Raw genomic sequence first — 13,317 nt, forward strand, 5'->3', positions numbered from 1 at the left:
TTAATCACGATTAAAGTCCTACTCTGATGTTAAAGCCAAGCATACGTTGCGAAGGTGAGTTCAGGTTTTCTGTATCTACATCAGGGTCAGAAAACTTAAATTTGGTCCAGAGGTATAGATTTTGCCCTGTAATAGAAAATGAAGCTCTTTTTAAGCCAAGCTTATTCACAAATCTTGAAGGAAAATTGTACCCGAGCGATACTTCGCGCAGTTTAATAAAAGTTTCCTTCTGAATTCCCATATCACCACCTCTAAAACTCTGAGCATAGTCCTGATAACCCACCTGTACATCATTGGCTGCATATTTCCTGGTGTCGCTGGTTATATTGCCATATTTATCATAACTAACACTTCCGGAAACCACTTTGACACCTTTACCTACATAATTATTTAAACCATTCACCACCTGATCATAGCGGTATTGATTATCAGATTCAGGATTGGTACCGCTGTCCCACATTTTATCATACAGATAATTGTACATTAAACCTCCTATACGGCCGTCAATGTTGACACCAAGGGTCCAGTTCTTATAATTGAAGTTATTGATAAATCCAAAGCTAAAATCCGGTTCTCCATAACCATATTTTTTTACATAATCACTTTCCACAGGATAACCGCTGGAATGGATCACATTTCCTTCCGGATCCCTTAACCAGTAAGAAGCCGTATAAGTATCCAGACGTTGCCCTTTCTTAACCCATGGGTTATCTGCAGAATAAACAGGATCCAGATTATCGTAATATCTATGCTGATTCGACCAGTTAATCATTGAATTCCATTCAAAATCTTTGCTTTTCAGAATAGTTCCATCTATAGAAATCTCCAAACCTCTTCTGGTGTAGGTTTCGGCAGTATTGACCAATGTACTTGAAAATCCAGAGGAAGAAGGAATAGTAGCCTGAGTTTGCTGATTATAGTAGTATTTATTAAAGTAAGCGACGTCAAAATGAAGTCGTTTTTTAAACAAATAACCTGCTGTTCCAATTTCCCAGGTGCGTTGAGAGCTCGGCAAAATATCTCCATTTCCAAGTAAAGACGAAGGATAACTTGCAGAATTTAATCCATTCCAAGCTGCAGTAGTTGTGCTGTATGCACGGTTGGTTGCAAAAATGCCCGCAGGAGTTTTAAATACAGCAAAAGATCCCCGAACCTTAAAAAGATCGATAACTTCAGGCAATTTAACCAATTCAGAAATGACCACGCTTGAGCCCAGAGAAGGATAAAAATAGGACCTCGTTGATTTTGGTTGAGTAGACAGCCAGTCATTTCTACCCGTAAAATCTAAAAATACTGCATCGTTCCATCCCAGAGATGCCCTTCCGTATAAACTACTTGTTTCCTTAGGCGTAAAACTCTGTCCTACTGTAACAGGCTCTACCGACCCCAAAAGAGAAAAGAAAGTAGGAGAAATCAACCCGTTTTTTGTCGTTCCGCTAAAGGTTTCGTCTTCTTTATGAAAGAAGTTACCACCCGCTAATCCTTCAAAGGAGAACTTATCAATTTTCTTTTTATAAGTTAAAATCAAATCGTTACTTGTACTGTACCCCTTCGAATCGGTAATACTATACATTCCCTTTGCATTCCACCCGCCACGTGTAGAAAATATATTAGAAGTCGGATTCCGCATGGTGTTTTTGTTATTATAGTTATCATAGCCAATTCGGAGCATCAAGTTCAGGTCCGGTGTAAAGGCATAATTAGCGATAACACTGGCATTCATTGTATTTTCCTGTATTCCATTCAATTTCTCATTCGCAATCAGATAAGGATTATCATACCAGTTGGTGTACATCCAGTTTTGTGTTTTATTTGGAACCACCCAGTAATCTTTGTAGTCTCTGATATCATATTCAGGTCCAGTCCACATCACCAACTGGTATAAGTACCCTTGATTCCCATATCCGCTACCCCATATTTGTGGCGCAGAACGGCGGCTGATTCCCATATGGCTTTCGATTTTAAATTTATCGTTGATCCGAATCTCCCCACCAGTAGTTACGTTCATCATATTCAATTGCTGATTAGGAAACTGTCCCTTGTTGTAAATATGGTTCAAACCAATTTTAAAACTTCCATTTTCGCCCGTTTGCGCTATAGTAACATTATTGTTTGCCACAATGCCGGTACTCATAAAATTTTTAAGGTTGTCTTTGCCCACAGATAACAGTGGCCTGTTGTCTTCAAACTGCTTGGTTACCGGATTCCAGTCTCTTGCGGTATTTCCAGCATTTAGCCGGGGGCCCCAAACATAATCATTATCAATTTTACCATTTTGCCCCCGTCCATAAGAACTTTGAACCTTTGGCTGTGCCAGATAGCCCAATTGCAACATCGTATTGCTATTTACATCAACAGAGAATCCTTTACCAGCAGCGCCTTTCTTAGTCGTGATTAAATATACCCCACCCTTGGCTCTTGCGCCGTATAAAGCGGAAGCCGTTGGGCCTTTTAAAACATCTATACTTTCAATATCATCTGTTGGAATGTCTCTAAGGCTTAAATTATCGTAATCCACACCATCCACAACCAGTATTGCTGTTTCACCACGAAGTTCTAAGGTTGGTTTTGCATTAAATTCCGTAGAATTCTTGACCACCAATCCTGCTACTCTTCCTGTTAGTGAAGTGCCCAGATCAACGCCCTTGACTGTCTGAACCGCACTTCCAGAAACCCGTTGCACAGCATATCCTAAAGATTTTTCTGCCCGTTTAACTCCCAGAGCGGTAACCACTACCTCATCCAGATTCTGTTTAATTGCTTCCAGTACAATGGTCATTGCAGCACCAGAATTGGTTACTGTGATTTCTTTTGTTACATAGCCAATATACTTTATGACCAATACATCCCCTGCCCTGGCATTTATTGAAAACTGGCCTGTTGAACTGGAAGTTGTTCCTTCTTTCGTCTCTTTGACCTGAATGGAAGCCCCCGGCAAAGGGATACCTTCAGTGTCAGTTATCATACCGTGTACATTGATTAGATTGATAAAAAATTCCATAGGTCTGCTGACTACCGGAATTTCCTTTTTAATCACCACCATCTTATCCATGATCACATACGTGAATGGCTGCCCCTTAAGAATGGCGGTTAACGCTTCTTCCATGCTGGCATCTTTAAGGTTCACACTAACCTTCCCTGCCTCTTTTACAGATTTATTATTATAAAAGAAACTGTAGCCACTCTGCTTTTTGATCGTCTCAAAAAGACTGCTAAATGTGCTGTTCTTTTTTGAAATCGTGATTTTCTGTGCATATCCTTCAGCCGAAACCTGGAGACATCCGATAATTAACAGGACAATTGTAAGTTTCATTGCCAATAAAATCTTAGATGAGAAGAGCCTCCTCTTAAAAGAGGCTTTCCTGCATAAATTTAAATTCATACTTTTGAATGTTTGGGTTAATTCATAAATTATTTAACAAGGTATTTTTTGAGATCTTCCTGGACTTTTTTCCATTCTGATTTATCCGGATGGAATCCTACCGGATCCTGTTGCAACCAGGGTCCGGTTATTCTTTACCGAATAGGATTTGGTTAGATAGTTATTTGTTCATACACAAATGGTTTAAATTAAAACTCTGTTATTTAGCTATTCTATTTGGTTACAATTATTTTCTTTCCTTCAATTCTAAAATGAGCACCACTATATTCCAGGATCTTCAATACTTCAGATAAATTCACCGATCGTGGAATATCTCCTATAAACTCATCATCTGAACTTTTGATCTGGTAAATAACCTCAACATCATACCATCTTGATAACTGGCGCATTACAGTGTACAAATTATCATTATCAAAATGGAAATACCCATTTTTCCAGGCCATCACCTGATCCAGACGGGCGGCCTCTATATTTATTTTTTCCGGTGAAGTATTACTTAATGTAGATTGCTGACCAGGCTTAAGAAAGTGCCCTGACGGCTTTTCCTTCTTCTCATTCGTCATCATCACAGAGGATACACGTACAGAACCCTCCAGAAGAGTTGTTTTGGTACTTTGTTCATCCGTATAAGAATTGATATTGAAATGCGTTCCGAATACCTCCACAACCTGGTGTTTGCTGAGTACTTTAAATGGACTTCTTTTATCTTTAAAAACCTCAAAATAGGCTTCTCCTTCTAACTCTACTTTACGCTCCCGAAGTCCTTTAAAACTTGCAGGAAATTTTAGAGATGATGCAGAATTTAACCATACTTTAGTGCCATCCGGCAAATTGATCTGATACTGTCCACCCTTAGGCGTTGAAATGCTATTTAAGATTTTAGTATGTCCTGAAACTGATTTCATAGCAGCATCTTTCAATTCATAAACCAATCTGCCATCTATTTTTGTAATTGAAATTCCTGCCTGATCAGCTACTTTTCCATTTCCCGCATCCGTAAGCGAAATCTTCGAGCCATCGCTCAAAGTTAAAATGGCCTTATTAGATCCAGGAGAAACATCGTTTTTAGCATAAAAAGTGGAGGATGGTGCTTTGCGGGAAGATCTATTGCTGATGATATAGACTCCAATTCCCATAACCAATAATATGACGGCAACAGCCGCAATTCGTGGCCATAGGGGTTTAACTGGTTTTGGCCGATCATTTTTTTGCTGGATATTTTTCCACAATTTACCCTTCACCCTGTCATAATCAGGCTCAGCAAACGCTCTTTCCTTTTCCTGAGTCTCTTCCAAAAACCAGGTTTCCACGAGCGCTTTTTCCTGTGCAGAAGCCTCTCCTTTCAGGTATTTGTTTAATAATTTATCGGCTCTTTTATGCTCCATTATACCACCTTCTTTTCATATGGCCAGCATCAGAAACCATAGTCATCATGCCGGCATATGGTAAAGAACCGCAGCTCAGGTCAAAGTAGTAGAACCAACGAGAAAAAAAACTAAAAAAATGTGAAAAAGACGCTGAAGGTATCTGCAAGTCTGATCCTCAATACCTTTGTTGCATTACTTACCTGCTTTTTAACAGTAAGTTCCGAGATTTCTAATTTTTCTGAGATCTCTTTATAGGAAAGGTGCGCTTTACGGCTTAATTCAAATACTTCTCTCATTTTCGCCGGCAACTGAGCAAGCTCTGCCTCAATTCTGGATGCCAGTTCATGCTCTCTTACCAAATGGTCTGTAATACATTTACCTTCATCAATGAATTTCTCCAGTGAATTGAGATAATTATTACGGACTTTACTTCTTTCAAAATGTTTAAGTATCCGGTTTCTAACAGAAGCATAAAGAAAAGAAGAAAGAGACACTTTGATGTCCAAGTCTGAAGACTTACTCCATAACATGACAAAGATATCCTGAACCACATCTTCCGCTTCATCTTCATTTAAAAGCACTTTTCTGGAATAACGATATAAAACCACCCAATACCTATCGTAGATCTCGGCATAGGCGGCAGTATCTCCTAATTTCAGCAAACCTGCTAATTGACTATCTGTAAGATCGTTATAAGATTCCAAAATCACTTATTTAATCACGGTGTGAATATATCAAGGAGTACAGCGGATTCCAAAAATAATGTAAAATATTTAAAACGCAAACGTTTGCGTAAACTACATTTAAACATAAAAACAACGCTGTACCACTATATTATATATTTTCGCAAAAAAATTTGATTTAACAAAACACTAAAGTAAATTAGAGTTCAATTTGCCAGAATGGGCTTCAGATCTTTAAAAAAATCTACCTTTACCGTCGTACCGTTATTAGTCCTATGCGCTGTTCTGTTCGGTATACCCATATCAAAGGCAGGCAAATATCAAAAAAAACAGACTTTTGTCTCAACGGTAATCCTTAAAAAGATCTCCGTTAAAAATATGCAGGAAGATTTAGCAATCCTTTGGGCTGCTATTCAGGAAATGCATCCAGCCTATGGCATTTATACTACCCCACAACAGCTCAAAGCAATATATAAAAGCACTTGTTCGTCAATAACTCATCCTCTAACCGAAAGTGACTTTATCACCAGGATCTATCCCTTTCTATGTGCATTGAAATGCGGGCATACTCAATTAAAGCATTCCGCAGGATTTGATCCTTCCAAAGAGCCTAAACAACCGCCCCTTCCCTTTCAGGTTCTGGTTCGAAATCACCGGGCCTGGGTTAAGACCTATAGAACAGCTAAGCTTCACACAGGTGACGAAATCATTAGCATCAATGACATTCCAACTTCCGATGTCATACGTCACGGCTATGATCTATATTGTGGTGATGGCTACAATGAAACTTTCAAAGAACTATTTTTAAGTGAATACGATGGTTTCGAAGATGCTTGTACTAAATATTACCATTGGAAAGCCCCCTACCGGGTACTGGTCAGAAATAACCAAGGCAAAACCAAAATCGTACAAATAGGTGCTATAACAGAGAATACTCCTTTTAAACCAGAACAAAAACAGGCCCCTGAACAGAAAAACTGGACAGAAGCCACCAACACAGATTATCTGCCTCTCCGGTTTTCAAACACCAGTTCAACAGCGTGGTTTGAGGTCAAAACCTTTCAGTACGCCGATACGCTGATTTACGAGCAGGCCTTTAAGCAAATACGGATGAAAGGCATTAAAAATCTCATTATTGACCTTAGACATAACACAGGAGGTGATATCAGAATTGCAGCAAAACTACTCTCCTATCTCGCAGATTCATCCTTCCATATCATCAAAGAAATAAGATCCAGGACCCCTGACCCGGCAGTCAACCCCTTTAATAAGTACTTTGATGCCAACCGGACAGAAAGCTTTAAACTCGGTTTTAAACCCGGCCCTAAACGAGCAGACGGCTATCATATTGATTTTCGACCCGTATTCGGATTGTCCTACCAGGCACTCCCGGTTAACCCACTATGGCATTTTAAGGGCACGCTATTCGTTTTGATTGACGGGGCAACTTTTTCTTCAGGTGCACATGCTGCTGCTGCCATTAAGGCCCAATGTAAAAACGCCAAATTTATTGGCAGAGAAACTGCAGGTGCAGAAGAAGGCTGTAGTGGGGGCACTATTCAACACCTCACCTTACCAAACACCCATATCGTTGTTGAATTCCCATGGATGCGTGTGGTCTCCGTTGCTAAAAACCCGGTATTTGGACATGGAATTTTTCCTGATTATACGGTGTCATACAGCGCTGAAGACATCACCAATAAGCGAGACCTGGACCTTAAAAAGGCATTGAGTCTCCTCCAATAAGGGAACTATACAGTATACCCGGGTTTCCAGTTTTCTATCGCATTTCCAAAAAGGGCATTATTGATCATATGCACACTAATGGCTGTCTTAGATCCCGTAAACACATTTGAAGTCGGCATTTCCACGCTTGTCACACATTTATGAAAATCAGTTAACGCATACCAGGACCCATCTTTGATTGGTTCGGTAAGAATCGGAATACCACCGTCTTTATTCCAGGTAATTTTGGTTGCACCTGTTACACCATCCACTGTCTGATTGTATTTTTTTAAAGTTTCCTTTTCCGGATAATATATCCCCTCATCCACCAACAGAGAAATACTTCCTTTTGAACCCTTGATCTTAAATAAGTAGCCATCATGACTGTTGGCACAAGTCGCCCCAAAGTTTCCGATCATGTGCTCTTTACTATACCGCAGCACAGCTTGTACGTTATCATAAGTTTCTCTTCCATCTTTATAGAAATCAATACCACCTGTTGCAATGACTTCATCGGCATGCGTATCAAAAACCCAGTTGATAAAATCAATCTGATGGGATAATAATTCTGCCGGGAGCCCACCGGAATACTCTTTATACATCCGCCAGTTGATCTGTCGTTCCAGCGAAGGGTCAGGAACAGGTCTTCTCCAGCTTCCGTTACGATCCCAGCGACAATCAATCTGCGTTACCTTACCCAGATACCCCTGATCGATCATCTCTTTAACCTTGAAATAAAGCGGTGTATATCTGTATTGATGTCCAACCTGTAAAATCTGCTTAGGCTTTGACTTGACCAGGGCCACCAGTTCTAAAGCCTGGGGAATATTATAAGTCATCGTTTTTTCCAAATAAACGTGTTTACCAGCCAGCAAAGCATCTTTAGCAATCGGAAAATGCATATTTAAAGGTACAGAGATCAGTACAGCATCAATATCTTTATGATCCAGGATTGCCTTATAATCCTTAACAGCCAAAGCTCCAGGCACTATCTTTCGGCCGTTTTCCAAACGAAAATCAAGGACATCACAAATGGCCTTGATCTGGTACAGGTCAGGAATTTGTTTTAATACCTGCATAAGCCCCGTTCCCCTGTCGCCACAGCCAATAACTGCAATATTAATTTTCCTGCTTTCAAAAGGTAAGCTTACCGCCTTAAGCAAGGTATTGTGCAATAATAAACCCCCCGCTGTAATTCCCGCCTTTTTTATAAAACTCCGTCTGATCATATTTCTCTTATTTGGTACGGATAAATTTATAAAAATATCAACTTGATATCACCCATGTGATATATATTTTACTTAAGTAACCTAATTGAACTATTAACTACTCTTCTTTTAACGCCTTCACAGGATTAGTTCTTGCAGCCCTGTAAGACCGAAGACTTACAATTATAAAAGTAAGCCCTAAAGAAGCCGTCATCGCCAGAGCAAATGGCCAGAAGTTCATCTCAATCCTATAAGCAAAACCAGCCAGCCATTTATGGATATAAATGTAAACAACAGGCCAGGCGAGCAAATTTGCAAAAAGCACCATTTTCAAAAAAGAACTGTTCAACATCGCAACTAGCTCAAATGTACTCGCTCCCAATACTTTTCGAATAGCAATCTCTTTGGTTCTTTGCGTAGAAACAAACGATACCAGGCCGAACAAACCTATGAAAGAGATGAAGATGATCATCGCCGCAAACACTTTAAAAAGTGCTCCCATGACCTGTTCAGTTTTGTAGTACTGATTAACCTGGTCATCTAAAAAAACAGCCCCATACACATGATCAGGAAAAATACTGTTCCATTGCTGTTCTATTTGTTTCATCACCGGCAAAATAGATTTGGTATCCAGCTTTACGGCAATCGCATAATATTCCGTTTTTGAAGTAGAAATTGCAACAGGAGAAATCATTTCATGCAGCGATTGATCAACAAAATCCTGTACGACTCCTACAATAACTCCCTTACTGCTTTCCATCGTAAAGAATTTCCCCAATGCCTCCTCCGGATTCTTTACTTTAAGTTTTTTCAGAAGCGTCTCGTTCACCACAAATTCCTTAATTGTATCACTTTTATAAAAAGCCCTTCCTGCGATGATCTTCATTCCAAATGTGTTGAAATAATCTTCGTCTGCCGATTTAGCGCTAACAGAAAAATCAGCCTTCGGTTTGTGATCATAAGAAAAATCTGTATCATAATTGTTATTGGATGTGGGCGCCGCATTGCAAAAGCTCAGGCCCTTCACCCCAGGAATAAGAGCAAGTTTCTCCTTTAAAAGTCCAAATTTAGTCTTGCTCAAACTATCTGTAGGAACATCAACTATGGCTGTGGTCTTCGTGCTAAAACCAAGCGGCTTTTCACGGATATATTTCATTTGCCGGATCACCACCAAAGTTCCTATGACCAGCATCGCTGTAATGGAAAATTGAACCAGCATTAAAATTTTCCTTAAATTTAATCCACCAGCGTCTGATCTTATTCCTTTATTCTTAATGGCCAGCACAGGACTAAATCCAGACATGATGATAGCAGGATAGAATCCCGCAAAAAAACTTACAGCAATCCATAAAACCCCAATAAAGAACCAAACTGAAGGATAAGCTAAAAATCCGAATTTAATATCTGATTGTAAAAGAGCAGACAGCCCCGGACCTGCAAGCTCTACAAATACACCAGCAAATACTACTGCAATAGAGGTAATTAATCCGGTTTCCCACAAAAACTGCCATCTTAATTGATTACGCGAGCTTCCCATTACTTTACGTACACCAACTTCCTTTGAACGGCTGATCATCTGAGCAGTTGCCATATTGATAAAATTAATGCAGGCCGTAAGCAATAAGAACAGACCAATAATCCCCATGCCAATGATTGATTTCATGGATACGGTCTTATTTGCCGGGTTTCCCACTCTTTCATCATAATGTAGTTCATGCAGAGGCTGCAATAAATGATTCACTTTCCCCACCATATTCTTACCGCGGTATTTATCAGCCGTAAACCTGGAGAGTGCATTTTCAAATTCGCGTATATTTGTGCCTTTTTTAAGCAACAAATAACAGTTGGAAGCACTTCTTATAGACTCCCAGTTTTTGTTGCTCCTGTTCGGATAACTCGCATAACTAAGTATAATATTCAGAGGGAAACTGGTATTTTCCGGAAGATCATCAATGACACCAGTCACTTTAAGGTCAATTTTGTTTTGAAAATTGATGGTCCTGCCCATGGCCTCTTTATAGTCTCCAAAATATCTCCGAGCCATCTTTTTAGAGAGCACTATGGTATTTGGCTGAGACAGTGAACTAATGGGATTTCCCAATAACCATTGCGTATTGAAAACCTCGAAGAACTCGGGTCCCGCATAAAATATATCTTCGGCAGTTTTTATCTTTTCTTTTCCTAGATTATCTTTAATTTTCAGGATCCCGCCGCTAAGTTGAAGTGCTACTGCCCTTTCAACTTGAGGAAACTCTTCTTTAATCGCCTGAGTAAGCGGTATAGAAACACCCTGAGAATAGTCTATAGTTCCTGAATAATCAAATGAAGTAATTACCCTATATATCCTTTCCTTTTTAGAGAAAGATTGGTCATAACCTAATTCGAAGGAAATAAACATATAGATCAATATACAGCTGGCCATTCCTATAGAAAGCCCTGCAATATTAATCAGGGTATATCCTTTTCGCTTGGAAAGGTTCCGCAAAGCTATTTTTAAGTTCAGTCTAAACATAGTCAAAGATGATTTCTTCTGTTACTGCAACAATTAGTATAAATCAACGATCTAAAGCAATGCCATAATCAAAAACCCGGCATAAACGACAAAGGAGCAACTTACGTTTGCTCCTTTGTTCATAACCGGACATTGAACTGTTCATTTATGTTCAGGCCCTACCGGTAAAAATCTTCTGACCGAACTGGTCTGCGTTCGCCCGAAGGCAATTGAACTTCAAGTTTCAATGTATATCCACCGCCACCTTCTAAAAACAACAGTTCAAAAGGGTGATATCCTTTAGCCAAAGCAATCTGGGCAGATTTTTCAAATGAAGAATGCCATCCATCATTATCCACAAGCATTTTCCCTTCCATTTTCAATACGCTGCCATCATCAGATCGAAGGAAAAAAGTGTAAATACCTTTTTCAGCCGCATAAAAATAGCCCTTATGACGTGTCGCAAACTGATCTGCCGTTTTTTCAACAGGGATTTCAATAGCAGAAGTCACCTTTTGCACTTCAAGTGCCTTTTCATTAATATCTTTCACAAAGTGATAGGCTCCTGGATAGTAGAAAAAATCCAGACCCTTTTTTGCAGAAGCCAACTGAACTGACGGAGCATAATCCTGCTTCTCATAATTAACCGTGTACAACTCCCCTCTTTTTCCGGATGTATTAAATGCAGCAAGTTTAAACTGAACAGGTTGTTCAATGGTCAGTTTCCCTTTATACAGTTTAGAAGACAAATTTGGTACAGAACCATCTGTGGTATAACGTATATCAAAATTCTTAACCGGGTTAAAAATTTCCAGAGAAGCCTTATCTACAAAAACACTGTTTACACTAAACCCGTTCAAGTCCAGAAAACGATAACTGATTTTCATCGCATCCAGCATAGGGAGCTGATCAATAACCTTTTGCTCAAAGCCTTTCCAATCCAAACTCGGTTTACCCCAGGCTACTTCAGCCATCGCCAGCAAACGGGGAAAGACCATATACTCCAATCTTTGCTCACTAGGAATATATTCTGTCCAGATATTGGCCTGAACACCCATTACAAATTTTCTTTCGGCCGTATTCAGCTTAAAATTATAAGGATCAAAAGAGTATACTTTCTGCAAAGAATTGGCATCCTGCTGTGCATCGAAATAACAAAACTCTCCTGGCGTCATGATCAGTTCATTGCCTTTCTCCGCCGCATGCTTTGGAGCATCTGGCACCCAGGTCCTCCAATACATCAATGTGGCCGTAGGGGAAATACCCCCATCCAGAATTTCATCCCAGCCAATCAACTTTTTCCCTTTACTATTGAAGAATCGCTCCATACGATGTACAAAATAGCTTTGCAGTTGGTTGATATCTTTCAAGCCCTCCTTCTTCATCAGCGCATCGCATTCAGGTACATTTTTCCAGCTGCTCTTCTCTACTTCATCAGCTCCTAAATGAATGTATTTACTTGGAAACAATGCTGCAATTTCTGTAAATACATTCTCGGCAAATTCAAACGTAGTTTCCTTACATGGACATAAAGGTTCAGAAAAGTCTTTAGCTTGTCCTCCTTTACCCTTGGAAGTCAGCCAGGGCATCAAAGCCGTTGCAGCCATCATATGTCCCGGCATATCAATTTCAGGTATAATTTCAACAGATCTGTCTGCAGCGTATTTAATCAGCCCCTTCATCTCCTCCTGAGTATAGAATCCACCGTATTTCCTAACCCCATCAATCATCTTAAAGTGCTTTTCCGGCAATTCATAATCCGGGTTATCCTTTGCGAGTACCAAACAGGCAGAATCCTGCTTATTTAAAGTACGCCAGGCACCTTTAGCCGTTAACTCCGGGTATTTTTTGATCTCTATACGCCAACCCTGATCGTCAGTTAAGTGCAAATGAAATTTATTGAACTTATATAAAGCCATTCGGTCAATCATTTTCCGCAGATACTCCAGGTCAAAGAAGTGCCGGGAAACATCCAAATGTACTCCCCTCCACTCAAAGCGTGGTGCATCACTAATTTCCACACCCGGAATTTTAAAGCCCCCCTTTGAAGTACTCTTATACAGATTTGCTCCAATCAATTGTTTTAAGGTGGATACAGCAGCAAATGCACCTTCAGCGGTAGACGCTGTAAGCACCACGTTTTCATTCTTCACCGAAAGCTTATAGCCGCCTCTTGGAATCACATCTTCACGCACAGATTTCAATGAAATTGTATTTTTCGTTATTGCTGCAGTTTTTTCCTTCATCGTCTTCAACTCTCTCACAGCAGCTCCAAAGAGCGTTCCCGAAGACGGGCTAATGACCGTATTACGATTTAAAATAAAATGACCAGACTGCGGATTTAAGACAGATGGTTGGGGAATCACTGTATAAGTTCCAGGAACAGCCTGAGCATTTACAGAAATTTTAACACAAACTAACACTGACAACAAGGCCAGATTAATCAATCGACACTTCATAT

The 13,317-nt window shown here is 39.8% G+C and carries 7 protein-coding genes; 1 reads left to right on the plus strand and 6 read right to left on the minus strand.

What is annotated here, in order from left to right:
* Nucleotides 1-10: 10 nt before the first annotated feature.
* The 3 genes from R2S08_RS11265 to R2S08_RS11275 all read right to left on the minus strand — a co-directional run bounded on the left by R2S08_RS11265 (nucleotide 11) and on the right by R2S08_RS11275 (nucleotide 5,459).
* The gene (locus R2S08_RS11265) at nucleotides 11-3,313 is read right to left on the minus strand and encodes a SusC/RagA family TonB-linked outer membrane protein (RefSeq protein ID WP_208300871.1); all 3,303 of its coding nucleotides are present in this window, start codon (nucleotides 3,311-3,313) and stop codon (nucleotides 11-13) included.
* Nucleotides 3,314-3,594: 281 nt separating this feature from the next.
* On the minus strand, nucleotides 3,595-4,767 hold the full coding sequence (locus tag R2S08_RS11270; RefSeq protein ID WP_316835274.1) for a FecR family protein: 1,173 nt from the start codon (nucleotides 4,765-4,767) through the stop codon (nucleotides 3,595-3,597).
* 110 nt (nucleotides 4,768-4,877) lie between these two features.
* Nucleotides 4,878-5,459: an RNA polymerase sigma factor gene (locus R2S08_RS11275; RefSeq protein WP_410479525.1), complete on the minus strand. Its 582-nt coding sequence runs from the start codon at nucleotides 5,457-5,459 to the stop codon at nucleotides 4,878-4,880.
* A 351-nt stretch (nucleotides 5,460-5,810) separates the two neighbouring features.
* On the opposite strand from R2S08_RS11275, the gene R2S08_RS11280 reads away from it, so the two are divergent.
* Nucleotides 5,811-7,178 carry a S41 family peptidase gene (locus tag R2S08_RS11280; protein WP_316835275.1) on the plus strand — a complete coding sequence of 456 codons (1,368 nt, stop codon included), beginning with the start codon at nucleotides 5,811-5,813 and terminating at the stop codon, nucleotides 7,176-7,178.
* 5 nt (nucleotides 7,179-7,183) lie between these two features.
* Here R2S08_RS11280 and R2S08_RS11285 read toward each other — a convergent pair whose 3' ends face one another.
* From R2S08_RS11285 to R2S08_RS11295, 3 genes are all read right to left on the minus strand, one after another.
* Nucleotides 7,184-8,386 (minus strand): Gfo/Idh/MocA family oxidoreductase, encoded by a 1,203-nt coding sequence (locus R2S08_RS11285; RefSeq protein ID WP_316835276.1) that lies wholly within the window; start codon nucleotides 8,384-8,386, stop codon nucleotides 7,184-7,186.
* Between the two features lie 97 nt (nucleotides 8,387-8,483).
* Nucleotides 8,484-10,877: an ABC transporter permease gene (locus tag R2S08_RS11290; protein ID WP_316835277.1), complete on the minus strand. Its 2,394-nt coding sequence runs from the start codon at nucleotides 10,875-10,877 to the stop codon at nucleotides 8,484-8,486.
* Between the two features lie 158 nt (nucleotides 10,878-11,035).
* Nucleotides 11,036-13,315: a family 20 glycosylhydrolase gene (locus R2S08_RS11295; RefSeq protein WP_316835278.1), complete on the minus strand. Its 2,280-nt coding sequence runs from the start codon at nucleotides 13,313-13,315 to the stop codon at nucleotides 11,036-11,038.
* Nucleotides 13,316-13,317 lie beyond the last annotated feature (2 nt).

Origin of the sequence: Pedobacter nutrimenti, from assembly GCF_032678445.1 — a bacterium.
Taxonomy (GTDB): Bacteria; Bacteroidota; Bacteroidia; order Sphingobacteriales; family Sphingobacteriaceae; genus Pedobacter; species Pedobacter nutrimenti_A.

Excerpts from the sequence above, each read along its gene's own strand:
- R2S08_RS11265 (WP_208300871.1), bottom strand. The coding sequence starts at position 3,313 with ATGAAACTTACAATTGTCCTGTTAATTATCGGATGTCTCCAGGTTTCG.
- R2S08_RS11270 (WP_316835274.1), bottom strand. The coding sequence starts at position 4,767 with ATGGAGCATAAAAGAGCCGATAAATTATTAAACAAATACCTGAAAGGA.
- R2S08_RS11280 (WP_316835275.1), top strand. The coding sequence starts at position 5,811 with ATGCAGGAAGATTTAGCAATCCTTTGGGCTGCTATTCAGGAAATGCAT.
- R2S08_RS11285 (WP_316835276.1), bottom strand. The coding sequence starts at position 8,386 with ATGATCAGACGGAGTTTTATAAAAAAGGCGGGAATTACAGCGGGGGGT.
- R2S08_RS11290 (WP_316835277.1), bottom strand. The coding sequence starts at position 10,877 with ATGTTTAGACTGAACTTAAAAATAGCTTTGCGGAACCTTTCCAAGCGA.
- R2S08_RS11295 (WP_316835278.1), bottom strand. The coding sequence starts at position 13,315 with ATGAAGTGTCGATTGATTAATCTGGCCTTGTTGTCAGTGTTAGTTTGT.